This is a genomic window from Streptacidiphilus sp. MAP12-20 (genome assembly GCF_041262525.1).
Classification (GTDB): Bacteria; Actinomycetota; Actinomycetes; order Streptomycetales; family Streptomycetaceae; genus Streptacidiphilus.
In genome coordinates, this window is sequence record NZ_JBGCCK010000033.1 from 13,811 (window position 1) to 39,634 (window position 25,824).

Genomic DNA, 25,824 nt, shown 5'->3' on the forward strand with positions numbered 1-25,824 from the left:
TGGGTCAGCCTTCCACCGGTCGCAGCCGCAGGCCAGCCATGCCGCCGTCGACGGCGAGCGAGGTGCCGGTGGTCGAGCCGGCCAGCGGGCTCGCCAGGTAGGCGATGGCGGCGGCGACCTCGTCGGCGGCGACGAGGCGTCCGTGCGGCTGACGGGCGTTCAGCGCGGCGCGCTCGGCGGCGGGGTCGGCGGCGGAGTCGAGCAGGCGGCCGACCCAGGGGGTGTCCACGGTCCCGGGGTTGACGCAGTTGACGCGGATGCCTTCGCGGACGTGGTCGGCGGCCATGGCCAGCGTCAGCGAGAGCACGGCGCCCTTGCTGGCGGAGTAGAGCGCCCGCTGCGGCAGCCCGGCGGTGGCGGCGATGGAGCAGGTGTTGACGATCGCCGCGTGCCCGGAGCCGCGCAGGTGCGGCAGAGCGGCGCGGGTGGTGCGGACGATGCCGAGGACGTTGACGTCCAGGACGCGGTGCCACTGCTCGTCGGGGTTGTCCTCGACGGTGCCCGCCGCGCCGATCCCGGCGTTGTTGACCAGGATGTCCAGGCCGCCCAGCGTCTCGACCGCCGCCGCGACGGCCGCACGGACCGAGGCGTCGTCAGCCACGTCGGCGGTGAAACCGTGCAAGGGCTTCTCGACATCGCTGGGGTCGAGATCGAGCACGGCCACCTCGGCGCCGCGCGCGGCGAGCAGGCGGGCTGTGGCGAGGCCGATGCCGGAGGCGCCGCCCGTCACGATGGCCCGAAGCTCGCTGAGATCCTGAAGGTGTGTCATGCCGAAACCGCCTCAGCTGCTGCGAAGTCCTCGGCCCAGAAGGTGCCGTCGGGGTAGGTGTAGGTGTCGATGGATGCCTGGTGCATCTGGGCGGAGAAGCCGGGGGTGAGTGGGGCCGTGTAGTGGCCGTCGCGGATGACGGTGGGGGCGAGGAAGTGGTCGTGGAGGTGGTCGACGTATTCGACGACGCGGTCCTCGGTGGTGCCGGAGAGGGCGACGTAGTCGAACATCGACAGGTGCTGCACCAGTTCGCACAGTCCGACCCCGCCGGCGTGCGGGCAGACAGGGACGCGGAACTTCGCGGCGAGCAGCAGGATCGCCAGGTTCTCGTTGACGCCGCCGACGCGTGCGGAGTCGAGCTGCAGGATGTCGATCGCGCCGGCCTGCAGCAGTTGCTTGAAGACGATGCGGTTCTGCACGTGCTCGCCGGTGGCGACCTTCACGGGGGCGACGCCGGCCCGGATCGCGGCGTGGCCCAGGACGTCGTCGGGGCTGGTGGGTTCCTCGATCCAGTACGGGTCGAACTCCGCCAGGGCGTTGGTCCAGGCGATCGCCTCGGCCACGTCCCAGCGCTGGTTGGCGTCGATCGCCAGCCGCACGTCCGGGCCGATCGCGGCGCGCGCCGCGCGGCAGCGGCGGACGTCGTCGGCCAGATCGGCGCCGACCTTCAGCTTGATCTGCGTGAAACCGTCCGCCAGCGCCTCCTTCGCCAGCCGGGTCAGCTTCTCGTCGGAGTAGCCCAGCCAACCCGGCGAGGTGGTGTAGGCGGGGTAGCCGCGCTCCAGCAGAACGGCCGTGCGCGCGGCGCGCCCCGCGCGGGCATCCGTCAGCAGCTCCAGCGCCTCGGCCGGGGTGAGCGCGTCGGACAGGTAGCGGAAGTCGACCTGGGAGACCAGCCACTGCGGCTCGGCCTCCGCCAGGAACCGCCACAGCGGCAGCCCGGCCCGCTTCGCCGCCAGATCCCACACCGCATTGACCACCGCACCGACGGCCATGTGCATCACGCCCTTCTCCGGGCCGAGCCAACGCAACTGGCTGTCACCGATCAGGTCACGGCTGAGCGAACCCGGGTCCGCACACAGCTCCTCGACGGAGCGCCCGACGACGTGGTGGCGCAGCGCCTGGATCGCGGCGACCTGGACGTCGTTGCCGCGCCCGATGGTGAAGGTGAAGCCGTGCCCCTCCAGCCCGTCCCCCGCGTCGGTGCGCAGCACGAGGTAGGCGGCGGAGTAGTCGGGGTCGGGGTTCATGGCGTCCGAGCCGTCCAGCGACCGCGAGGTCGGGAAACGAACGTCGTAGGTGTCGACGGCGGTGATCCGCGCCGAGGATCCAGGCATGCTTGCTCTCTTCAGGTTCAGGGAGGGGCTCAGGCTTGGCGGAAGGTCTGCCGCTGGCGGCCGAGCCGGTCGATCTCCAGCTCCACGGTCTGGCCGGGGCGGAGGTAGGGCTGGTCGGGCAGCCCGAGGGCGACTCCGGCCGGGGTGCCCGTGTTGATGACGTCGCCGGGCTCCAGGACCAGGTACTGGCTCAGGTAGCGGACGATCTCGGCGACATCGAAGATCATGTTCTTGGTGAGGCCGTCCTGCCGCGGCACACCGTCCACCGCCAGCCGCAGGCCCAGGCGCTGCGGGTCGCCCACCTCGTCCGAGGTGACCAGCCACGGGCCCAGCGGGTTGAAGGTCTCGCAGGACTTGCCGAGATCCCACTGTCCGGAGAACTCCAGCTGGAACTCGCGCTCGGAGACGTCGTTGCTGATCGCGTACCCGGCCACGCAGGCCAGCGCCTCCTCGCGGGAGTCCAGGTAGCGGGCGCGGCGGCCGATCACGACGGCGAGCTCGACCTCCCAGTCCGTCTTGTGCGAGCCACGCGGGATCAGCACCTCGTCGTACGGGCCGACGACCGTGCCCGGGTCCTTCATGAAGACCACCGGCCGGGGCGGGATGGCCGCTCCAGTCTCCTCGGCGTGGTCACGGTAGTTGAGGCCGATGCAGACCACCTTGCCCGGTCGGGCGACCGGAGCGCCGATGCGCTGCTCGGCGGCGGTCACCTCCAGCTCGGGCAGGCTGCCGGCCGCGAGCGCGGCACGGACCCGGTCGATGCCGCCGGACGCCAGGAAGGGCCCGTCGATGTCCTTGGTGACAGTGGACAGGTCGAGGACTCGTTCGCGGCCCGTTGCGGTGATGTCCAGCAGGGCCGGGCGCTCTGCTCCCGCGGCGCCGAGTCGCAGAAGTCTCATGTGGTGCAGTCCCCTCTGACGGGTCGACAGGGAAGCCATCCTCATTCATCAGATGTCTTCGGGCGGTGCCCCGACCATATGAGCCAGACTCGCCCATGGCAAGTAGTCATCGGATCTCTCTTCGCCTCCAGGTCTCGAAAAACCGCCAATTTGGCAGCTCAAAGACCCCTCGGGGCATTGGAGTGTGGCCCCCAGAAGATCCCACCCCCTCATTCATCCGATGACTCTTCTTGTCGAAGGAAGGGGCAGGCAGTAGGGTCCACGTTGTCGGCCAGTCGCCCGAGAGCGTCTGAGCAGCGCCGACCCCTAGCCGCGGTCCGGGACATGCCCTGACTCGGACCGCACTCTCAACCAGCGGTTCGCTACGAACGCGGAGAAGGCGAACCACCCGATGGCTGTCACCGACGATGCAATCGACAAGATCAAAGAAATGATCGTCTCCGGCGAGCTTCAGCCCGGGATGCGGCTGCCCAAAGAGGATGTTCTGGCGCAGCAGCTCGGGCTGTCCCGCAGCTCCCTGCGCGAGGCGATCCGGGCGCTGACGGCGATGAGGATTCTGATCGCGCGACAAGGTGACGGCACCTACGTCTCGAGTCTTGAGCCGCATCTGCTGCTGGAGACGCTGTCGTTTGCCTCCGACGTGTCCGAGGGCGCGACCGCCCGGCAACTGCTTCAGGTGCGCCGTCTGCTCGAACCTCAGGCCGTCGCGCTCGCCGCAGGACAGGCCGAGGCCGCGGATCTCGATGGCCTGCGGGAGATCCTTGACCGCAGCCGGCATACGACCGACGCCGAAGAGTTCATCCGACACGACATGGACTTCCACCGCCGGCTGATCGACATCGTCGACAACCCGGTGCTCTCCATGCTGCTCGAAATCCTCTCCACGCAGACCCAACGGGTACGCATCCTTCGCGGCACTCAGGTCGGACCTGCCATCCGACAGGTGCACCGAGAGCACGAAATGATCCTGACTGCTCTCCTTGCCCGGGACGCCGCCCTGGCCGCCTCCGCCGCTGCGATGCACATCGCTGCGGTCGAACAGTGGCTCGACGGAAGCGTGTAGCGGTTCGGCTGCGCAACGAAGGGGTGGGTCGGCATCGACCCACCCCTCCGAATCGTCTCTACTCGGCGAGGTCGACGGCGATCACGGTGCACATCGGATCCAGGACCGTGCCACGGGTGTCGATGTGGAGTTCGCCGGTCGGGTCGTCGCTCCCGGCGTGGATGTCCTTGAGACGGGGCTGCACGCTCCAGGGCAGGTCGGTCCCGTCGGCGAGCAGGCTGACCCGCTCGACCCGGGCCACCGAGAGCCCGCGTACCGTCACCCGCTCGTAGGGGCGGGTCACCAGGTGCAGGTAGAGGCGGGTGCCGCCACCGGGCCGGGTTCTGCGGGTGGAGGGGCCGTGGAACTGCCACAGCGTCAGGCCCGGTTCGACGCCCTGGACGCTCTCGGCGTTGTGCTCCAGCCAGCCGGCCAGCGCCTCCAGGCGCTCGACCGCCTGGGGCGGGAACTCTCCGTTGCCGGTCGGGCCGACGTTGAGCAGCAGGTTGCCGCCCATCGAGACGGCCTCGATCAGGGTGTGCAGCAGCAGCGCGGGGGACTTCCAGGTGTCGTCCTGCGGACGGTGGCCCCAGCTGCTGTTCATCGTGAGGCAGGTCTCCCAGGGCTGCTGCGGGGGGACCATGGGCAGCTGCTGCTCCGGGGTGACGAAGTCGCCGTGGCCGAGGCAGCGGTCGTTGACGAGGGCGCGCGGCTGCCGCTCGCGGATGAAGGCGCGGATCTCGTCGAAGCGCCACTCCTCCTCGGTGTGCTCGAACTCCCCGTCCAGCCAGACGATGTCGATGTCGCCGTAGGCGGTGAGCAGTTCACCGAGCTGTCCGAGCATGAAGGCGCGGTAGCGGTCCCACTTGGCCGGGGTGGCCCGCGGATAGCTGCCGACGACGTAGGGCTTGGTGATGGTCTCGTCGGTGTAGCGGGGGTAGTCCGGATGGTGCCAGTCGACGATCGAGAGGTAGAGGCCGATCCGGAAGCCGCGGGCACGGAAGGCGTCCACGACCTCGCGGGTGACGTCCCGTCCGAACGGGGCGTGCTTGGTGACCGAGTAGTCGGACAGGCCGGTGTCGAACATGGCGAAGCCGTCGTGGTGCTTGGTGGTGAACACCAGATAGCGCGCGCCCGCGCGCCAGGCCAACTCGGCCCAGGCGGTCGGGTCGAAGTGCTGCGGGTCGAACGTCGCGGCGTTCTCGAAGTACTCGTTGCAGCCGACCGGCTCGAGTGCGGGCTCCTGCCGGAGCACGCCGCCTGTCATCTGCCAGGACAGCTCCCAGCCGCGGGTGCTGGCGTGGCCCCAGTGGATGAACACTCCCAGGCCCAGGCCGCGGAACCACGAGGCATCCGTGGTGGCGGTGGCGGTGCGATCGGATTCGGCTTGCGTGGTCATTCCTTGACTCCCCCGGCGGTGATGCCCTGCGTGATGAACTTCAGCCCGACGACGACGATGACGATTGCGGGCACCGCCAGCAGCATCAGTGCAGCGAAGTACTGCGAGGTCTGCAAGGGCGTCGGCGCGAAGGCGCCCTTGATCGTCTGCACGGCCTGGGCAGCGGTCGTCTGGCTCGCGTCGTTGAGCAGCATGGACGGGAAGAGGAAGTCCTGCACCGACCAGACGACGCACAGCGCGCCGAGGTTGACCAGGGCCGGCCGGCACAGCGGCAGGAAGACGTGCCGGAAGATCCGGCCGTGTCCGGCGCCGTCGACGCGGGCGGCCTCGATGAGCTCGTTCGGGATGCCGTCGGCGTAGTTGCGAAGCAGCAGCACCGCGAACGGCAGGGTGAGCACGACCTCGGGCAGGGCCACGCCGACGGGTGAGTTGAACAGGCCCAGGTTCCCGGTGATCCAGTACACCGGCACCATGATCGCCACCGCCGGTACCGCCAGGAGCAGCAGGCCGGTGTGGTAGATCGTCTCGCGGCCGGGAAAGTCGAGCTTGGAGAAGGCGTAGGCCGCGAGTGCCGCGATGGTGCAGGTGAGGGTGACCGTGAGCGCGGCGATCAGCAGGCTGTTGCCGAAGGCGCGGATCAGGCTGACACCGTTGTAGTCGGTGGTGAGCACGGTGAGGTAGTTGCGCAGGCCGCCGTACTGGACGGACTGCCGCAAGGTGCTGACGAGCGGGAAGAGCCACAGGACGGCCCCGATGGCGAGGGTCGCGTAGACGATGACGCTGTCGCGGGGCTTCTGCCTGAGCTTGTGCAGCGGGCTGAGCTGCTCGGAGCCGGTGGTTGCGGACATCAGCGCCTCCGCTGGACGAGGACGTTCACGGCGGACACGGCGATGGCCACCACCAGGACGACCAGCGACGCGGCAGACGCGTAGCCGATCTGCCCGCCGCCGGTCGAGGGGAACATCTGGTCGTAGATGTACGTGCCCGGGATTCCGGTGCGGCCGGCCGGCTGGCTGCCGGTGGAGAAGAAGATCACTTCGAACCAGCGGAAGCTGCCGAGCAGCACCGAGAGGATCACGGTCTTGTGGGTGCTGCGGAGCATCGGGAACAGGATCATCCGGTACATCTGCCAGGTGCCCGCGCCGTCGATCATGGCGGCTTCCAGGACTGCGGTGTTCGCGGTGGTCAGGTCCGAGGTGTAGTACATGACCGGCAGGCCGATCAGGTAGGTGAGCAGGATGAACACCGCGACGTAGGCGGAGCCGGTGTTGCCGGTCCAGTCCTGGGCCAGCGCACCGAGCCCGACGGCACGCAGCGTCTGGTTGATCGCGCCGCCGTTGGTCTGGATGAGCTGTCCGAAGACGGTGGCGAACAGCGACATCGGGATCAGTGAGGGAAGCAGGAAGACGACGAAGAAGAACTTGCGCGCCCGCACCCCGCTGGCCAGGCTCACGGCCAGGAAGAAGCCGAGGGTCAGCGAGACGGCGATGGAGACGGCTGCGAAGAGCAGGTTGTTGCCGATGTCGCGCCAGAACACCGGGTCGGTGAGCACGAGTTGGAAGTTGCGAAAGCCGACGTCAGTGGCGCCGGTGAAGGACAGGTCCACGTTCTGGGTGCTGGTCTGCCCCAGGAACACGAAGGCGTAGAGGTAGTACACCCCGTAGAGCGCGAGCAGCGGAGCGAGGAAGAGCGCGGCGGGCAGGAGCGCGCGTCGCCGCGCACGCGAGCGTGCGGCGGCCGCGCGGCGGGCCGCGGCCGGGTCGGGGTCCGGCGCCGCCGGGCGCGCCCCTGCGGGGGGCGCACCAGGCGGCGGGGTGTCGAGGTGCGATGTCACTGGACCGGGTACCGCCCGCTGGCCCAGGCAGACTGCAGGCTGTCCGCGGCGGCCTGCGGGGCGGTGTTGCCGCGGGCGACGTCGAGGAGCGTGTTGTCCAGCACGTTGGTGGTGAAGGTGGTGGAGTACTGGCCGCGACCGGAGCCGCCCGCACTGATCAGGGCCTGGACGGCCGCGTAGCCGGACTGGGCCTCGGGGGTGGTGAGCACGGAGGGGTCGACGGCGTAGCCGTTCAAGGAGGGCACCAGCACCAGGTCGGAGGCCCAGGTGCTCACGCCGGCCGGGTCGGTCGTCATGAACTGGATGAACTTGGCGGCCTGGGCGGCGTACTTGGAGCTCTTCGGGATGGCCAGGCCGCCCTCGGCGAAGGTGCGGGCAGCGGGCTGGCCGCCGTCGACGACCACCGGGAAGGCGCCGGCGCCGACGTTGCCGACGGTGATGCCGTTGGCCTTGCGGTAGGCGGAGGAGAGCACCGAGCTGTTCCAGGAGCCCTCGACCAGGAAGGCCGCCTTGCCGGAGTTGAAGGTGTTGTCGGCGTCGGTCTCCTTCAGGCTGAGCGTGCCCTTGTCCAGCGTGCCGTTCTTGAACAGGTTCTGGTAGGCGGTCAGCGCCTTGACGAGCTGCGGGCTGTTCCAGGCGACCTTGCCGGTGTAGAGCTCGTCGGAGAGCTTGGGGTCGATCTGGTCGGCGACGGTGAAGAACATCTCGTCCTGCCACCAGGCCTCACCGCTGAAGACCACCGGCGCCACCCCGCCGCCGGCTGCCTTGACCTTCGCCACGTCGGCGGCCAGGTCGGCCTGGGTCTTGGGGAAGGAGATGCCGAGCTTCGCCAGCACGTCGGCGTTGGAGTAGACGACCGCGCTGCCGATCGAGCCCATCGGGATCGAGTAGAGCGTCTTGTCCTTGGCGATGTCCTGGGTCTGCGCCAGCATCGCCGGGTTGATCTTGCTCTTCCAGTCGGCGGGGAGGTTGCCCGCCCAGTCGCCGACCGGGCGCAGCTGGGTGCGCACGGTGTTGGTCATCGCCGAGACCTGCACGCCGACCACGTCCAGGGACTGGCCGCTGTTGAGCGCGAGCGGCAGTTCCTTCTGGTAGTCGGTGTTGGAGAACTCACGCAGCTTGATGGTGATGTTCGGGTTGGCGGCCTCGAACGCGGCGATCGACTTCTGCAGCGTCGGCTGGGCGGGGAACCAGGTCCAGTAGTTGAGGGTGACCTTCTGGCCGGCGCCGACTGTCGCCTGCCCGGCGTTGGACGAGCCGCCCACGCCGCCGCTGTTGCCGCACGCGGCCACGGACAGGCTCAGGACCAGAGCGGTGGCGGCCGCCGCGAGACCGCGGCGGACCTGCGCATCGTTGCGCATGTGTTCCCTCCCAGAGGGTGGATCAGGGGGGTGGATCGGGGTGGGCCCCATTAATGTCTAGTGCGACGATAAAAACAATCCCCTGTTACGGGCTTGTTAGATTCGTCGCCTCGAAGCAACATGATCAACAGTCGGCGCGTAGCCCAGCGCGGAGCGAAGGAGACCTCACGTGGCAGCAGGCCCCGACAAGACCGCGCTCAACGTGCTGCGCCACTTGATCGACCACGGCCCGCTGAGCCGCCCTGACCTGGGCACGGGCGCCGGCCTGGGCCGCGCCACCACGTCAGCCGTCGTCAACGACCTCATGCGCCGCGGCCTGGTCACCGAGATCGCCACGCCCCCCAAGGGCCTGCGCGGCCGCCCGGTCACCCTGCTCGACCTGGAGGACGACCGCTTCGCCGTGATCGGCGTCGAGATCGCCTTCGACCGGATCCTGGTCGGCGTCTACACGCTGCGCGGCCGCGAACTGCTGCGCGTCGAACGACCCGCCGAGGCCGAGCCGGTCAATCCGCGCGCCCTGCTGCGCCGCGCCGCCATGGTGCTGCACGAGGCGACGAACGTCGTCGAGCAGGAGGAACGCCTGCTGCTGGGCGTCGGCGTGAGCGTCGCGGGCCTGGTCGACGCCGCCAGCGGCACCATCAAGTACGCACCGAGCCTCGGCTGGCGCGACCTCTCGCTCAGCTCCGGCGTCGCCGAGGCGCTCGGCGGCCGGACCCCCGTGCTGATCGACAGCACCGCCAACTTCGCCGCCCTGGCCGAGCGACGCCACCGTCGACGCGCCGGTGTGACCGAGTCGAGCCTGGTCTACCTGACCGGCACCTACGGCATCAGCGGCGGCATCATCGCAGGTGGCAGGCCATGGCGCGGCGAGCGCGGGATGGCCGGTGAGCTCGGCCACCTGATCGTGGAGGCGAACGGCCTGCCCTGCGCGTGCGGTCGCCGCGGCTGCTTCGACACCCGGGCGGGCATGTCCGCCATCCTCGACGAAGCACTCGCGGCGGCCGGGCGAACCCCCGGAAGCAACCACACGCCGGGCAGCCTCTCCGCACGGGTCGACCAGGTGGCGGGGCTGGCGCAGTCGGGGGACGCGGGCGTGACCGAGGCGCTGGCCGAGGCCGGACGCTGGGTGGGTCGCGGCGCGGCCCTGGTCTGCGCCATCCTGGACCCGCACTCCGTGGTCCTGGGCGGCCACTACGCTCGGCTGGCCCCCTGGCTGCTCGCGCCGGCCCGTGAGGCGTTCCGCGAGTCGCTCCTGCTGCCCGGCAGCGACCGCGAGCAGCTGGAGGTCTCCGCGCTGGGCGCCTGGGCCCCGGCCGAGGGCGCGGCGCTGGCGGTCCTGCTCGCCCACACCGACGGGGAGCACGACTTCCCAGCTATTTAAATTTTGTCGCACTCCCAGTCATAACTCTTGTTTCGGTTCTGTGAACGGCGTAGGTTGCCGCATCAGTCGGCCCCCGCATCAGAACCCGAGATCCGAGATCCGCCGGACGGACGTGAACGCGTCCACCGGCCCTCCCCCACGACGACCCTGCCCTGAGGGGTCCGCGGAGCGTGCCGACACCCACCCAGAGCAAGGAGGCTCTCGTGCCGCGTTCCCGCATGCCCGCAACTCCGCGCACTCCTGACTCCCCGGTCTCACCTCAGCTCTCCCGCCGGGGCGCGCTGCGCATGCTCGGCGGCGCGGCGCTCGGCGCGGTGGCGCTCAGCGGCGGCCTCGGCCTCGCGTCCGCCGCCCCGGCCTTCGCGGCCTCCGGCGTACCGCAGGCCGGGGCGGACCCGGTGGTGATCGACCAGACGGCCACCACGGACAACGTCACCGTGCTGCTCGCCACGGCCGCGGGCCGGATGTCCGACATGTCGGTCCAGGGCGGCGATTCGCGGAAGAACTTCTACGTCGACACCTTCCTGACCTCCTCCGACTACCTCACCTGGGACGTCCACGTCGCGGCCGGTGACTCCTACCAGGCGTCACTGCTCCTCGACACCGACGCGGGCGAGACCTTCACCCTCTCGGTGGACGGCACGTCCTCGACCTTCACCTTCACCGCACCGGCGGGCTGGAACCGCGTCCTGGTCGGCAACCTCGCGCTGCCAACCGGCACCAGCACGATCCGGCTCACCCGCAACTCGCTCACCCACGACGTCAACGTGAAGTCGCTCGAACTCATCCGGGCCTCCGAGGTGGCGGCCCGCAACAGCCGGATCGCGGCCGCCCGCGCGGACACGACGTGGTTCAGCCAGGCCGGCTACGGCCTCATGTTCCAGTACGGCTCCTGGGGCTACCCGCACAACGTCGGCACAGCCAAGTCGCTCGACCAGCAAGCCGCCGACTTCAATGTCAGCGCCTTCGTGGACATGGTGAAGGAGACCGGCGCCGGTTACGTCGTCTGGTCGATCAGCTGGTGGGGCTACCACCTGGACGCCGCGCTCTCCTCCCCCGACGCGATCGTCACCGCCGCGGGCGGGCCCAGCAGCCCCGGGCTCAGCTCGACCCGCGACCTGATCGGCGACGTCGCCACCGCCTGCCAGGCGGCCGGAATCCGCTTCCTGCTCTACTACCACACCGGTGACGAGGACTCCGCCTGGTGGCCGTACCAGAAGTGGCCCTCCACCTTCGCCACGAACGGCATCGGCGACCGCAGCGCCTTCTTCGCCAACTGGACGAAGGTCGTCACCGAGATCGGCAACCGCTACGGGAGCAATCTCGACGGCTTCTTCTTCGACGACGGGATGGTGCTCTACTACCCCGCCGCCTACGAAGCGCTGCAGACGGCAGCGCGCGCCGGGAACGCGAAGCGGCTGGTCTCCTGGAACAACTGGATCCTGCCGACCGTCACTGACTTCCAGGACGTCTGGTTCGGTGAGGGGAGCACCGGCGGCGTGCAGACCGGCAGCGCGGGGGTCGGCGGCAACGGCGTCTTCACCTCGGGCCCGTACAAGGGCCTGCTCCAGCACGGCATGTTCACCATGGACCAGGACTGGGGCGTGCACACCCAGAACGCCGCCATCACCACCGCGTCGAGCATCACGAGCGCCGCCGCCATCGGCTGGGCCACCAGCGCCGCGAGCCGCAAGGTGCCGATCAGCTTCGACCTGATGATGTACGAGGACGGCACCGTCAACCCCAACGACCTGCGCATCCTCGGCGACGTCCGCCAGGCCGTGCGCGGCACCGCGCCGTCCGTGCCCACCGGCACGACGACGGTCAACGACACCGCCACAGGGATCACCTACACCGGCAGCTGGACCCACGCCACCGGGCGCGGCGCCGGCGACTACGGCGACGACGTCCACTGGACCACGACCAACGGCGACTCCTTCTCCTACAGCTTCACCGGCACCGGAATCGACGTCATCGGCCCCAAGAGCAGCATCAGCCAGCACTTCAGCGTCGCCGTCGACGGCGTGACGATCGGCCAGTTCAGCCAGTACGCCGCGACGTACACGCCGCAGGCCGTCCTCTACGGCGCGCGCCACCTCACCCCCGGCACGCACACGATCACCGTCACCAAGGTCGACGGCGGCTACCTGCAGCTCGACGCGCTGCGCACCGTCCCGAACCCGGTGACGGTCAATGACACCGACCCCTCCATCGCCTACTCCGGCAACTGGACCCACTCGACCGGCCGTGGCGCCGGCGACTACGGCGACGACGTCCACTGGACCAAGACCAACGGCGACAGCGCCACCATCACCTTCACCGGGACCGGCATCGACGTCATCGCCCCGATGGAATCCGCCGACGGCACGTCGAACATCCTGCTCGACGGCGTCCAGGTGGGGACCACCTCGGCCGCATTCAGCGGCTCCTACACCCCGCAGCAGTTCCTCTACCAGGTCCGCGGCCTCACGCCGGGTCAGCACACGCTCAAGCTGGTCAAGTCCGGCGGCAGCTACGTCCAGGTCGACGCCTTCCAGATCTGGCCCTGACCGCACCCAACTCACCATGATATGGAGGCCTTTGTGCGCAGGAGTCTGTCCGGCTTGCTCGCGGCCCTGCTGGTACTGATCGGGCTGCTGACGCTGCCCACCGTCCCGGCGTCAGCGACCACCGTCGTCCCGCAGGCCGGCGTGAACCCGATACCGCTCGACCAGACCTCGACGACCGACAACGTCCAGGTGCTCCTGGGAACCCTGGCGGAGCATCCGAGCGACATCACCGTCGCCGACCCCACCGAGGGCCGCAAGAACTTCTACATCCAGAACTTCCTCACCAGCTCGGACTACCTCACCTGGACCGTGAGCGTTCCCGCCGGGGCCGACTACCAGGCCACCGCCCTGCTCAAGTCGAGCGCCACGGGCCAGCAGCTGGCGATCTCGGTGAACGGCGCGGCGCCGACCACTTTCACCACCAATGCGACGAGTTTCAACCGTTACGCGGCCGGCACCATCCACCTGCCGGCAGGCACCGACCGGATCGTGCTGACCCGGACCGGCACCCTGTCCGGAGACATCGCGATCAAGTCCCTGGAGCTACTGCGCTCCTCGGACGTGACGGCCTACAACCAGCGGGTCACCACCGCCCGCGCCGACACCACCTGGTTCAGCAAGGCCGGCTACGGCCTGATGTTCCAGTACGGCTCCTGGGGCTACCCGAACAACGTCGGCGTCGCCAAGAGCCTCGACCAGCAGGCGGCCGACTTCAACGTTCCGGCCTTCGTCAACATGGTCAAGCAGAGCGGCGCGTCGTACGTCGTCTGGTCCACCAGCTGGTGGGGCTACCACATGGACGCCCCGCTCACCTCGCCCAACACCATCGTCACCGCCGCCGGAGGACCGGCCAACCCTGGCCTCACCTCAAGCCGGGACCTGATCGGCGAGATCTCCTCCGCACTCCACGCCCAGGGCATCCGCTTCATGCTCTATTACCACACCGGCGACGAGGACAAGGCCTGGTGGCCCTACCAGAACTTCCCCACCAGCTTCTCCGCCACCGGCACCGGTGACCGCACGACCTTCCTGAACAACTGGAAGCAGGTCGTCACCGAGATCGGCAACCGCTATGGCACGAACCTGGACGGCTACTTCTTCGACGACGGCGTCATCTACTACCCCGCCCCCTTCGAATCTCTGGAACAGGCCGCACGCTCCGGCAACCCCAACCGCCTGATCTCCTGGAGCGGCTCGCCGATCGGCGGAACACGGCTGACCGACTTCCAGGACGTCTGGTTCGGCGAGGGCAGCCAGGGCCAGACGACCACCGGCAGCGCCCCGGCCGGCGGCAACGGGATCTTCACCACCGGCCCCAACCAAGGCCTGCTCCAGCAGGGCATGTTCATCATGGACCAGGACTGGGGCGTCCACGTTCAGGACCAGAAGATCACCGCCAGTAGCGCCATCACGAGCCACAGTCTGATCAGCAACGTCACCAGCGCGATCGCCCGCCGGGTCCCGGTCAGCATCGACCTGATGATGTACGAGGACGGCACCGTCGCCGACGCCGACCTCGCCAAGCTCAACGACCTGCGCCAGGCCGTCCACGGCACCACCGAAACCGTCCCCACCGGGACCAGCGTGGTCAACGACAGCAGCAGCGCGCTGACCTACACCGGCGCCTGGACCCACGCCACCGGCCGCGGCGCCGGCGACTACGGCGACGACGTGCACTGGGCCAGCACCAACGGAGACTCCGTCAGCTACGCCTTCACTGGTACCGGAGTCGACGTGCTCGGTCCCAAGAGCAGCGTCAGCGGCCACTTCGACGCCTACATCGACAACACCCTGATTGGGACCTTCAGCGAGAACGCCGTCAGCTACACCCCGCAGGCGGTCATCTACAGCGCCCGCCACCTCGCCCCGGGCACCCACACCGTCAAGCTCGTCAAGGACGACAGCACCTATTTCCAGATCGACGCCGTCCGCCCGATCGCGAACCCCGTGACGCTCAACGACGACAACTCCGCCCTCACCTACACGGGCAGCTGGACCCACAAGACCGGCCGCGGCGCCGGCGACTACAACGACGACGTCCACACCACCAGCGTCAACGGCGACACCGTGACCCTGACGTTCACCGGCACCGGCATCGACGTGCTCGGCCCCATGGAACCCATCGACGGCACCGCCTCCGTCACCTTGGACGGCACCCAGGTCTCCACGATCCAGGCCACTTACAGCGGCGCCTACACCCCCCAGCAGCACTACTGGGGCATCCGCGACCTCGCCCCCGGCACTCACACCCTCACCCTTACCAAGACCGGAGGCAGCTACCTCCAGATCGACGCCCTCACCGTCTGGCCCTGAGTTCGCCGCCGGAACTGCCCGGCAGGCACCCGAGGCGCAGCCGGGGCAGCAGGTCCACGGCATCGGCCGAGGGCCTTCCTGTCCCAGCACCGCCCCCGCTGGCCATGCGGGGGCGGGTTCAACAAGATCTGGCTGGCCTGTCGGACGGGAGGAGGCGCTGAGGTCGCTTCCGATGCGCACCGACCGAGGCGTCCAGCGGATCTTTACGGGCTGGCGTCTCCGGCGTGGTGCGACGCCAGGCAGGCACCCTGACGCCCCCTCCCGCACCACGCCCCGGCAAGGGGCTCTCCCACGAGCCGTCAGTGCCGTCGCTTGCCACGGGCCAAATTCCGCGCAACGCCTCGCGCGAGCAGGACGAGGCCACCCAGAGCCATCAGAGCCCCTCCCACGAGACCGAACTCCTTCGGGGACTGGCTTCCCGTCTCTGCGAGCTCCCCGCTCCCTGGCGGGCGGTGGTGCCTGTGAGTCGTCCCGACCGAAGTGGTCGACGAGGCGGTGGCCGAGCCGCTCGGCCTGCCGGACGGGGTACCGGACGGCGTTCCGGTCGACGAGGACGAGGCAGTCGGGCCTGTCGGGGAACCGGAGGTGATCGGCGACGATGAACCACCGGCGATCGGGGTAGGCGTCCCACTGGTTGAGGGGGAGCCGGGCGGTGCGCCGATCGGAACCGGGGACATCGAGCCGGAGGCACTGGCCGTCGGCGAACCGCTCTCAGTGGTTCCCGAGGTCGGACTGCCCGAACCGCTCTCAGAGGGGGACGTCTCAATACTGGTGGGTGTGCAGGTGGGACCCGGCGCTGGACCCCCGGGCGGGGTGGGCGAGTTCTCGCAGGTGCACGGGCACGGCGTGTCGTCCGCGATGCGGACGCCGTGGGGGGCGAGCACATAGTCCGCGGCGACGGCAGTCCCCAAGCCGCCTGCACAGGACGCCGTGCACACCCAGAGCAGTACCGCGGTGCGGCGCAGCCCCCGCTGCGCGCGCGTGAGGCTCTGCCGCTGAATCCGATTCTCACGTGAGTGCGCTGTCATACTGTCAGATCACGCCTCGCCGGCGACCGCTGGGCGGTGCCACATCCAACCCTCCCCCGAACGAATGGCGGGATGAGCCCGGTTGGTCCATGGGCCTTCCCCGACTCGCATTAATTCGTATACATCACGCTCCAGAGGCTGCGGTGCAGCCTCGGCCCGTCACGGCGATGGCAGACCATCCTGCCCCGCTGGCACGTGCCCACCGATGCAGACTGCCGTTACACGCCACGCGCGACTCCGGAACGCATCCTTCGTGACCCGCGGCGTCGCAGCGGTGGTGTGGGGCGGCGGCGGGGAGCCTGGAGGCTGCGGCTCTGCTCGACGGTACCCCAACGCCGAGGCTGATCACGCAGTGCGATACCCCACCTGGCCTTCCGTGGGGGATTCTCGTGCGCGGCCTGATCACGGGCGCCACGTTCACTCGGGTCGGTCGAGACTCTGCCGAACCAGGCGGGCGGCGAAGGGAAGGGCCAGTTGGACCAGCGCACCGGCGCCGGAAGCAGCGGCGACGCCGGCCACCACGGCTTCCGCGTGGGCGACGACTCCCGGTCGCAGGGGATTCAGCGCGGGGACGCGTGGCAGGGGGATGGTCAGCGTGCGGTGGGCCGCGTCGTGACGCGGCCAGGTGAGCTCGATGTGCACGGCCGGATCTCGCTTCCGGTCGGGCCGATCACCGGCGGGCGCGCGTCTGTGCCTGCGCGCACCTCGGCCGTGGCGCCTGCCGATGGCAGGCGGGAGTGCCGGGTGGGAGGCGGAGGGCGGGCGCGGAGGCGGGGATCAGGCGGTGGTGGGCGACGGGTGCCCTGGGAACGGGCGCGGACTTCGCCAGGGACTCATCTCCCCCACCTCCATTCGGATGGACGCGCCGGTGTCGTCGGGTGCGCGGGTCAGCGGGCTGGGCCGGACGGATGTGTACGTGCAGCCCTGTCACCCACTGGGACGCGGTTATGTGTCGAGATTCGTCCAGATTCGGTTAGTTTGTCAACGAGATGTACGTAACACAGGGTGGACAGCCGGTCATCCGCGGATTCCGTGGGGCCGTCCCCGGCCTGGAGCAGCGATCGGAGAAGGCATGAGCGGCAGGACCAGCGCATCCCCCGTGGCTTCGCAGCCGGCGGGTTCCTCCCTGCTGTTGCATCCGGTCGAGGCCGTGACCTCGGCGGTCCGGCATGCACCCGGGGCCTCGGCCGTCAAGGGGGCCTTCGACGGTGTTCTGGACACCGTCGGCGTGGCGTCGCCTCACACACGACGCGTGCTGGCGTACGCGGGCGTGGGTCTGCTCGGTGCGGTGGGCGTGGTGGAGTGGCCGGTGGCCGCCGCCGGAGCAGCGGTGGTGTGGCTGACACAGCCTCTGCGCCCGGGCCAGGGTGAGGCCTCCGCCAAGGCGGGCGCTCCCAGGGCCTCCTCCGGCCGCTCGGAACCGGTTCCACCCTCGACGGCAACGGCAAGGAAGCCGACAAGCGCGGCGGGCACGTCGAAAGCAAACGCGGCCAGGGCAACCACGCCGAAGGCGGCCACGGCCCGAGCGACCCCGGCGAAGCCGTCGGCAGCGAAGGGCTCCAAGGCCACCGCCGGCGCCACGAGCGCCCGACGCCGACCGACGACCCGCCCGCGCTCCGCCCCGGCGCCGACCCCGTCCTCAGGCGGGCGTGAGGCCTGAGTGGACACCTGCCCGACCACCGCGACCACCCCCTCCCAAGCCGCCCGCCCGGTGCGGATCGCGCACCACCCCCTGCCCGGTCGCCATGGCAGGCCCCGTTGTTGCGCCTGCTGACACAGCTGCCGGCCGCCAGGGTGGGCCTGGCCCTCGCCGCGCCCGTCGAGGTCGCGCGCCGAGTGGCTCCGGTCACCGGGAGCGCCGCGCGCCTGGTGACCGAGCTCGCCGACGCCGGTCTGCACGCCACTGCCGACGCGGCGACCGCTCTGTCCGCGTCCGCGGCGCGGATCGGCACGGTCGCCCGCAACGCGCTCACCCCGCACGTCGGGTACTGGCACTCAGGCGCCCGCCTGCACCTCCCGCTGACGCCGGATCCCGGCCGGGGCCTGCTGGACGGCCGCCGCCTGGAGGCGGCGGCCAAGCGAGTCGCCGTCGAGCTGGCCGAACACCCCGAGGTGCTGGCCGCCTGCTGGGACGGCGGCCTGGAACGGCTGGTCGTCGAGCTCGCCGAGGACGCGGCCGGCGACGAGGTGGTCGAGCACGTGACCGACCTGGCGGCGCGCGAAGGGCTGGTGCGTCCGCGGGAGCAGGTCCTGGAGCGGGTCCATCCCGGCCACCCGGGCGGCGTGCGGGCCCAGGCGGTCGCGCTCGCGTTGGACACGGTGGGAATCGCGGCGGCGATCACGGCGCGCACCGTCCAGTTGCGGAGTTCCTCGCGTCTGGGCACCGCCGTGGTCACCCTGGCGCGCGAGGACTCCCGGGTGCAGGCGCTGCTGCGCGAGCACCTCGGCGCCACCGGGGCGGAGGTGGTGACGGCCGCGGCTGGGGCGATCGCGCACGGGATCGGGCAGTCCCCCGGCTCACTGGCGCTCGACGCGGCGCTCCGCGCTACCCAGCTCGCCGAGGCCTTCGCCCGCGCCGCCGCCTTCGATCACGCGCACGACGCCGTCTGCGCGCCGGACCGGCTGAGCCTGGCCGGGACCCGGGTCGCCCGCCCGCCGATCCACCCGCGGCCGGGTACCCAGTACGCCAACCAGGCGGTCACCACCAGCCTGCTCGGGGCCGGGGCGACCTTGCTCTTCACCCGCGACCTCAAGGAGGCCGCCGAAGCGGTGCTGGCCGGCTCCCCGAAGGCCGCCCGCTACGGCCCCGCGGCCTTCGCCGCCTTCCTCGGCACCGCGCTCGCCCACCAGGGGGTGCTCGTGCGCGACACCGAACGGCTGCGCCAGTTGGAGGTGGTCGACACGGTCGTGCTGCACCCGGACGCACTGCGCGGCTCCCGCCGGACGGTGCTCCAGGTGCACCCCAGCGCAACGGACTTGGACCACGACGGACTCTGGGGCGCGGCTACGGCGGCGCTGAACCCGTTCGCCGAGGGACCGGAGCGGGTCGACCTGCCCTCCCTCGACCTGCGTCCCGTGCCGGACTCGGCGGGCTCCCACACGGGCCTGATGATCGCGTCACTGCACGGCGTCGACGTCGGCACCGTGCTGGTCGGCTGGGAGATCGACCCGCTGGCCGAGTCCGCGCTGGACGCCGCACGCCGGGCCGGCCTGCACGTGGTGGTCCTCGACGACGGCTCGCTGGGCGATTTCGCCGCTCTGGCCGATGAACGCGCTGACGCCGCGACGCCGTTGGCGCAGGTGGTGCGGGACCTGCAGGAGCAGGGCCGGGTCGTGCTCACGGTGGCGCGGATCCCGGGCGACGCGTCCGCCCGTACCCGGCCGGCGCGCACCCACCGCCGCGAGGTGCTCGCAGGGCTGCTCCGCAGCGACGTCGCCGTCTCGCTGACGCACGACCGGAACGCGGTCGTGTGGGGAGCCGACCTGCTCGCCCTCGGTGGACTGGACGGGGTGTGGCGGCTGCTGACGGCCGTTCCCGCTGCGCGCAGGGTCGGCCGGCACTCCAAGATCCTGGCAGAGGCCGGCGCGGCGCTGTCGGGTCTGCTGGTGGCCACCCGCGGATCCCGGCCCGGACGCGCCTCGCTCCCGGTCGGCCTGCGGCTCAGCCCGGTCAACGCGGCCGCCGCCTCGTCCCTTCTCCTGGGCTGGTACGCCGCCTACGCGGTGGTCTCCCGCGAGACACCGCACCCCGGACCGCGGGTGGCCTGGCACGCGCTGCAGCCCCGGGACGTCCTGTCCCGGCTCGCCACCGCACGCCGCACCACGCCCACGGCGGTGGAGGCCGCGCGGCAGAGCGCGGCCCGGGCGTTGGGCAGGGCGGCCGGGCTGTCGGTGTTCGCCCCCACGCGCCACACCTTCCGGCTGCTGGCGGCCATTCGCGCGGAACTCGACGACCCGCTGACGCCCGTGCTGGTGGTCGGCGCGACCGCCTCCGCGCTGCTCGGCTCCACCGTCGACGCGCTGCTGGTCACCGGAGCGCTCGGGGTCAACGCGACGGTGGGCGCAGTCCAGCGGATGCGCGCCGAACGCGCGCTGAGTCGTCTGGTGGTGAGTCAGGGTCAGCTGGCGCGCCGGGTCGCCGAAGGGGGCGTCGCCGACGCCACCGACACGGTGGCCGCCTCGGGTCTCCTGCCCGGCGAGGTCATCGAGCTGCACACCGGGGACGTGGTCCCGGCCGACGCCCGGCTGCTGGAGGTCGACGGTCTGGAGGTGGACGAGTCTTCCCTCACCGGCGAGTCGCTGCCCTCGGCCAAGCAGGTCGACGCCACCCCGCGGGCGTCCGTGGCGGACCGCCACTGCATGGTCTTCGAGGGCACCACGGTGGTCGCCGGTCGGGCCCGCGCCGTCGTGGTGGGAACAGGCGAGGACACCGAGGCCGGACGAGCCGCACACCTCGCCTCCCGGACCGCCCCCGCCTCCGGGGTCCAAGCCAGGCTGCGCGAACTGACCAACCGCGTGCTACCGCTCACCCTCGCCGGAGGAGCCGCGGTCACCGGCCTGTCGCTGCTGCGCGGCCGACCGGTGCGCGAAGCAGTCCAGGGCGGCCTCGCGGTCGCGGTCGCCGCGGTGCCCGAGGGCCTGCCCCTGGTCGCCACGGTCGCGCAACTGGCCGCGGCACGGCGGCTCAGCCGGCACGGCATTCTGGTCCGTTCCCCGCGTGCCCTGGAAGCGCTGGGCCGGATGGACACCGTCTGCTTCGACAAGACCGGCACCCTGACCGAGAACCACCTGCAGGTCGTGCGCGTCGTCGCGCCCGACGGCGCCAGGTACCCAGCCGGTTCGCCGAAGGCCGCGCCGGTCCTGCGCGCCGCCGCCCGCGCCTGCCCCCACGACGCCGACGAGAACGGCGTCCACGCCCACGCCACCGACGAGGCGGTGATCGCGGCAGCGCCCGAGGACCCGCAGTGGACGCCCCACGAGACCCTCCCCTTCGCGGCCAGCCGCGGCTACGCCGGCGCGACGGGTATCGGCGCCGGGGGGCGGCGCCTGCTGGTGGTCAAGGGCGCCCCTGAGGTCGTGCTTCCCAACTGCCCAGGCGCCGGCGCCAAGGCCGTCGCTGCCGCGCACGCGCTGGCCGAACAGGGCCTGCGCGTCCTCGCCGTCGCCGTGCGCCAACTGCCCGCCGACGAACCGCCAGAAGCCATCGACAAGCCCTTGGAGGCCCTCGAACTGGCCGGGTTCGTGGCCCTGTCCGACACGCCGCGCCGCAGCTCCGCCCCGCTGGTCGCCGACCTGCTCCAGCTCGGCATCCGGCCCGTGATGCTCACCGGCGACCACCCGCAGACCGCGCACACGATCGCCACCGCCCTGGGCTGGCCCGAGGACGCCGTCGTGGTCACCGGCGACCAGCTCGCCGCCGAGGACCGGGCCGGCCGTGTCCGCCTGCTGGCCGACGCCGCCGTTGTGGCCCGCGTCGCCCCCGAGCAGAAGCTCCAGGTCGTCGAGGCCCTGCAACGGGCAGGCCGGGTCGTCGCCATGGTCGGGGACGGCTCCAACGACGCCGCCGCGATCCGCGCCGCGGACATCGGCGTCGGCATCGCCGCCCGAGGGTCCGCCGCGGCCAGAAACGCCGCGGACCTGGTCCTGACCACCGACGACCTGACGGTCCTGCGCGACGCCGTCCTCGAGGGCCGGGCCCTGTGGCGCAGCGTCGCGGACGCGGTGAGCATCCTGATCGGCGGCAACGCCGGCGAGATCGGCTTCAGCGTACTGGGCGCCCTGGTGTCCGGGACCTCGCCCCTGTCCACCCGTCAGCTCCTGCTGGTCAACCTCCTCACCGACATGTTCCCTGCGATGGCTGTCGCGGTGACTCCGCGCGACAGCGCAGGGAACGAGGGGTCCGGCGCGCTCGACGACAGCGGCCCGCTGAGCACGGCGGCGCTGGGGGAACCACTGGCACGTCAGATCCGTCGGCGCGGCGTGGTCACCGGGCTCGGGGCGGGCACGGCCTGGCTGATCGGCGCGCTGACGCCGGGGACCAGGCGCCGTACCAGCACCATGGCCCTGTGCGGTGTGGTCGGCGCGCAGCTCACCCAGACCATCGCCGGACGCGGCCGCAGCCCCCTGGTGCTGGCCACCGTCATCGGCTCCGCCGCCGTGCTCGTCGCCCTCGTGCAGACCCCTGTTCTCAGCCACTTCTTCGGCTGCACCCCGCTCGGCCCGGTCGCCTGGACGGGCGTCGCCGCCTCCATCGCCGTGGCGGCACTGGCCCCCTCGATCCTGCCGCCGATCGAACGCCTCGTCACCGAGCTCGCTCCCCGCCTGCGCCCGACGATCCGCCTGGTCCACTGAGGGCAACCGGCGCGGCCAGCACCGGACCTGCTCGTCCGCGGCTCCACCGCAGCCGGAACCGGAACCGGCACCCGCCTGATCGGTGACGTCACCGATAACCGTGCCGGGCAAACGGTAGTGAAGACCTCGGTCCGGAAGTTCGTAGCGGTCACCGCGAAACCGAGGTGACCCGGGCCGTCGGCACCGCCTTAGCGGATGCCGGGGACATGGTCTTCGGCCAGGCGCTTTGGCTCCTGGGTCGGCGCCCCGCATCCACGCCGGGCGGGGCGCCGCGGCACACCCTGGGGATGGGGTCGCCGAGCCAGGGCTTTCCAGGGTGTCCGGGGGAGAACCCCTGGAAAGCGCTATCCAATGATGCCACGAATGGCCTGGCAACGCGAGCCGAAGACCACCCACCCGCTGGTCAACTGCCCCGTAAATCAGTGAAGTTGCCGTCCTGGCCGCCCGACCCGGCGACGCAGGCGGCGGGATGCCCCTCCGTCGGGCCTCCGATCCTGTCGTGCGGCGGGGCCGTCACCGAGGCAGGCTTGGCAACACGGATGCCCCCGTCGCCCGAGGGAGGTGATGCTCTGTGTCGGACGCAGCCGCGCACCGTGCCGAGAGGCGGGCACACAGCCGCGTGTCGCGACAGCCGATGCTCTCGCTCGCCCTCGCCGCGATGATGGAGGAGGTCGACGCGCATGCGGGCGCCGTCTATCTGCTCGACCCCGACGAGCCGGTCCTGGTGATGGCCGTGATGGCAGGGCTCCCGCGGGTCTTCGCCGCGCCATGGGAGCGGGTGGCCACGGCCGCGCCGATCCCGGTCGCGGACGCGCTGCGCGAGCGCGGCCTGGTCTGGGTGGGCAGCGACGAGGACATGAGCAGCCGCTACCCCCGGATCTCCGTCGTGCTCCCCTACCCCTTCGCGCTGGCGGCCCTCCCGGTGGCGACCGAGCGAACCACCTATGGCGCCGTCTTCGTGACCTGGCCCGGCTCGCACCCGACCGTCCTCGCGGACTGGGAACGTCGGTCGCTCACCGCCGCCTGCAATCGCCTCGCACTGCGACTCGAGCACGCCACCATGGCGGGCGAGCCGCTCCACGCGGAGGCCGGCGACCTCGCCGTCACCCCGGGGAGCCCAGGGACCCCCGGCTCGATCGAGGCGACCCGGATGGTGGCCCGGCTCCCCCACGGCCTGTGCGCGCTGGACCTGCTCGGCCGCGTCACCTACGCCAACCCCGCCACCGCGCACCTGCTGGGAGTTCCGGCCAGACGGCTGCTCGGGACACCGCTGTGGAGCGCCCTGCCCTGGCTCAACGACCCGGTCCTCGAGGATCGTTACCGCGCCGCACTGATCAGCCAGCAGCCGAGCACGCTCACCGTCGAGCACCCCGGACACCAGTGGCTGACCCTGCGACTGTATCCCTCTCCCGACGGCATCACCGTGCACATCACGCCTGGCCTCGGGCCCAGCCACCCCGAGCCGGACACGCCGCAGCTCGAGTCGTCGCTCGAACCCAAGGCACCCTCGAGCCTGGTGACCATCGCCAACGTCCTCACCCTGGCCAGCGCCATGACCGAGACCGTCAGCGTCCAGGACGTCATCGACCTGGTCGCCGGCCAGATCGTGCCGACCATCGGCGGCCAGGCCCTGGCCATGCTCGCCGCCGAAGCCGGCCAGCTGCACGTGCTGGGACATCGTGGCTACCCGGACCCCGCTGTCGTCGATCGCTTCGAGGGTATGCCGTTGTCGGCGCCGACCCCGGGAGCGCACGCCCTCGCCACCGGCACGGCCGGTTTCTACGAGAGCCGTCGCGAACTGGAGGAGCAGTACCCGGCCCGGGTGCCCACCCCGGACGGCATGGCCGCCTGGGCGTACCTTCCACTGATCGCCTCCGGCCGCTCCGTCGGCACCTGCGTCTTCGCCTACGCGAAGCCACATCGCTTCTCCGACGACGAGCGGGGCATCCTGACCAGCCTCGGCGGCCTGATCGCCCAGGCGCTGGAACGGGCCCAGCTTTACGACACCAAGAACCAGCTCGCCCACGGGCTCCAGGCGGCCCTGCTGCCGGAAACCCTCCCCCGACTGCCGCGCCTGGAGGTGGCGGCACGCTACCTGCCCGCCACACGGGGCATGGACATAGGCGGCGACTTCTACGACCTGATCACCACCACCGGGTCCAGGGACGGCCGCGACGCCGCCGCCGTCATCGGCGACGTCCAGGGCCACAACGTCACGGCCGCCGGTCTCATGGGCCAGGTCCGCACAGCCGTGCGCGCCTACACGGCCCTCGGCCAATCCCCGGACCAGGTGCTCGCGAGCACCAACCGCCTGCTGCTCGACCTCAACAGCCAGCTGCTCGCGAGCTGCCTCTACCTCCATCTCGACACGGCCCGCCACCGCGCCTGGGCCGCCCGCGCGGGACATCCGCTGCCGCTGCTGCGCGATCCGGAGGGTCGGGTCCGGGTGCTGGACCTGCCCGGAGGGCCGCTGCTCGGCATAGACACGGCCGCGACGTACCCGGTCACAGAGATCGCCCTGCCGCCGGGATCGCTGCTGGCCCTCTACACCGACGGGCTGATCGAAGCGCCCGGCGTCGATCTCGACGCCGCGTTGGCCGAGCTCGCCCGAGAACTCTCCCCGGCCGGCGCCCTCTCCCTCGACCTCCTCAGCGACGCCCTGATCCGCCACCATCCCGACCGCCCGCGCAGCGACGACACTGCGCTTCTGCTGCTCCGCACCAAGGACTCCGATCAGTGACCCGGCGCTGAACGGGACCCCTCCTCGCTCTCCGGGTACCGGCAGCGGTTGATCAGCACGATGCCCATGCCGGGTCGTCCTTTCGGCCGAGGACCTCTGGTCGCCCGGCCGATCCCGGACAGCCAGCCACCGACCCTACGGTGGTGGGCGGTGGGGGCCGCGTCCGAAGGAGAAACCGCACATGCCCGCCCATCTGGCCGCACAGCTGACGCTGTCCGCCTCGCTGACCATGCCTGCGCTGACCTGCTCCGTCACCCGTGCGCGGCGCGCGTTCACCGCCTTGTACGCGGACCACGCCGCCGCCGAGGACGGTCGACTGCTGCTGTCGGAGGCGGTGGCCAACGCGGTCGAGCACACCGACGCCGAACAGGTCCGCGTGGTGATCCAACACCACCCGCCCTCCGGCCGCCTCGTCTGCGCCGTCCACGACAGCGGCCCCGCCGTCCCGACATCGCCCGCGCAGACACCTGGCGCGGACGCGGAGTCGGGCCGTGGCCTGCACCTGATCGAGTCCCTGAGCGAGGCGTGGGGCCATCTGGTCCGGCCGGACGGAAAGTGGACCTGGTTCAGCCTCCGCCCGTCCGAGGCGCTGAGCTGAACCACCCGACGGAAGCCGCGTACAGACGGTCTGCACCCTGATGCGGGAGATCACGGGCGAGGCGCCGACCATCTGGGGCGGCGCGATCGTCGGCTTCGGCAGCTACCGCTCCCCGCAAGCAGCACCTGGTCGTGTATCTGGCCCCGGGCTTCGCGGAACGGCACGCGTCCGTATTGGCGCGACTCGGGCCGCACACGGCGCGTGCGGACGGCTGGCCGGGTGG

General features: G+C 71.1%; 17 protein-coding genes. 8 read left to right on the forward strand and 9 right to left on the reverse strand.

Going from position 1 to position 25,824, the window contains the following annotated elements:
- Positions 1-4 precede the first annotated feature (4 nt).
- From ABIA32_RS30985 to ABIA32_RS30995, 3 genes are read right to left on the reverse strand one after another with little or no spacing between them, the layout of a single operon-like run.
- The gene (locus tag ABIA32_RS30985; protein WP_370102737.1) at positions 5-769 is read right to left on the reverse strand and encodes an SDR family NAD(P)-dependent oxidoreductase; all 765 of its coding nucleotides are present in this window, start codon (positions 767-769) and stop codon (positions 5-7) included.
- Positions 766-2,106: an enolase C-terminal domain-like protein gene (locus tag ABIA32_RS30990; protein ID WP_370102739.1), complete on the reverse strand. Its 1,341-nt coding sequence runs from the start codon at positions 2,104-2,106 to the stop codon at positions 766-768. Before ABIA32_RS30990 ends, ABIA32_RS30985 begins: the two co-directional genes overlap by 4 nt.
- Positions 2,107-2,135: 29 nt before the next feature.
- Complete coding sequence (locus ABIA32_RS30995; RefSeq protein WP_370102742.1) at positions 2,136-3,005, reverse strand: fumarylacetoacetate hydrolase family protein; 870 nt, start codon at positions 3,003-3,005, stop codon at positions 2,136-2,138.
- A gap of 391 nt (positions 3,006-3,396) precedes the next feature.
- On the opposite strand from ABIA32_RS30995, the gene ABIA32_RS31000 reads away from it, so the two are divergent.
- Positions 3,397-4,068: a FadR/GntR family transcriptional regulator gene (locus tag ABIA32_RS31000; protein ID WP_370102743.1), complete on the forward strand. Its 672-nt coding sequence runs from the start codon at positions 3,397-3,399 to the stop codon at positions 4,066-4,068.
- 58 nt (positions 4,069-4,126) lie between these two features.
- Here the strand turns inward: ABIA32_RS31000 and ABIA32_RS31005 are convergent, their stop codons facing one another.
- From ABIA32_RS31005 to ABIA32_RS31020, 4 genes are read right to left on the reverse strand one after another with little or no spacing between them, the layout of a single operon-like run.
- Entirely contained in the window at positions 4,127-5,446 is a 1,320-nt protein-coding gene (locus ABIA32_RS31005) for an alpha-L-fucosidase (RefSeq protein WP_370102744.1), read from the reverse strand.
- Positions 5,443-6,294, reverse strand: a complete 852-nt coding sequence (locus ABIA32_RS31010; protein WP_370102746.1) for a carbohydrate ABC transporter permease — start codon at positions 6,292-6,294, stop codon at positions 5,443-5,445. Before ABIA32_RS31010 ends, ABIA32_RS31005 begins: the two co-directional genes overlap by 4 nt.
- Positions 6,294-7,280: a carbohydrate ABC transporter permease gene (locus tag ABIA32_RS31015; RefSeq protein ID WP_370102748.1), complete on the reverse strand. Its 987-nt coding sequence runs from the start codon at positions 7,278-7,280 to the stop codon at positions 6,294-6,296. The genes ABIA32_RS31010 and ABIA32_RS31015 overlap by 1 nt, the downstream gene beginning before the upstream one ends.
- Complete coding sequence (locus ABIA32_RS31020; RefSeq protein ID WP_370102750.1) at positions 7,277-8,641, reverse strand: ABC transporter substrate-binding protein; 1,365 nt, start codon at positions 8,639-8,641, stop codon at positions 7,277-7,279. The genes ABIA32_RS31015 and ABIA32_RS31020 overlap by 4 nt, the downstream gene beginning before the upstream one ends.
- Positions 8,642-8,810: 169 nt before the next feature.
- On the opposite strand from ABIA32_RS31020, the gene ABIA32_RS31025 reads away from it, so the two are divergent.
- From ABIA32_RS31025 to ABIA32_RS31040, 4 genes are all read left to right on the forward strand, one after another.
- Positions 8,811-10,022: an ROK family protein gene (locus ABIA32_RS31025; protein ID WP_370102751.1), complete on the forward strand. Its 1,212-nt coding sequence runs from the start codon at positions 8,811-8,813 to the stop codon at positions 10,020-10,022.
- Between the two features lie 203 nt (positions 10,023-10,225).
- A complete protein-coding gene (locus ABIA32_RS31030; protein ID WP_370102752.1) occupies positions 10,226-12,571 on the forward strand; it encodes an alpha-L-fucosidase in 2,346 nt (781 codons plus the stop codon).
- Between the two features lie 33 nt (positions 12,572-12,604).
- On the forward strand, positions 12,605-14,884 hold the full coding sequence (locus ABIA32_RS31035) for an alpha-L-fucosidase (RefSeq protein ID WP_370102754.1): 2,280 nt from the start codon (positions 12,605-12,607) through the stop codon (positions 14,882-14,884).
- Positions 14,885-15,379: 495 nt separating this feature from the next.
- Positions 15,380-15,772: a hypothetical protein gene (locus tag ABIA32_RS31040; RefSeq protein ID WP_370102756.1), complete on the forward strand. Its 393-nt coding sequence runs from the start codon at positions 15,380-15,382 to the stop codon at positions 15,770-15,772.
- 557 nt (positions 15,773-16,329) lie between these two features.
- Here ABIA32_RS31040 and ABIA32_RS31045 read toward each other — a convergent pair.
- Entirely contained in the window at positions 16,330-16,554 is a 225-nt protein-coding gene (locus tag ABIA32_RS31045) for a hypothetical protein (protein WP_370102757.1), read from the reverse strand.
- 597 nt (positions 16,555-17,151) lie between these two features.
- Positions 17,152-17,580, reverse strand: a complete 429-nt coding sequence (locus ABIA32_RS31050) for a hypothetical protein (protein WP_370102759.1) — start codon at positions 17,578-17,580, stop codon at positions 17,152-17,154.
- A gap of 93 nt (positions 17,581-17,673) precedes the next feature.
- Between ABIA32_RS31050 and ABIA32_RS31055 the strand changes: the two genes are divergently transcribed.
- From ABIA32_RS31055 to ABIA32_RS31065, 3 genes are all read left to right on the forward strand, one after another.
- Positions 17,674-22,263: an HAD-IC family P-type ATPase gene (locus ABIA32_RS31055; protein WP_370102760.1), complete on the forward strand. Its 4,590-nt coding sequence runs from the start codon at positions 17,674-17,676 to the stop codon at positions 22,261-22,263.
- Between the two features lie 634 nt (positions 22,264-22,897).
- On the forward strand, positions 22,898-25,003 hold the full coding sequence (locus tag ABIA32_RS31060; protein WP_370102813.1) for a SpoIIE family protein phosphatase: 2,106 nt from the start codon (positions 22,898-22,900) through the stop codon (positions 25,001-25,003).
- A 181-nt stretch (positions 25,004-25,184) separates the two neighbouring features.
- Entirely contained in the window at positions 25,185-25,601 is a 417-nt protein-coding gene (locus ABIA32_RS31065) for an ATP-binding protein (protein ID WP_370102761.1), read from the forward strand.
- Positions 25,602-25,824: the final 223 nt, after the last annotated feature.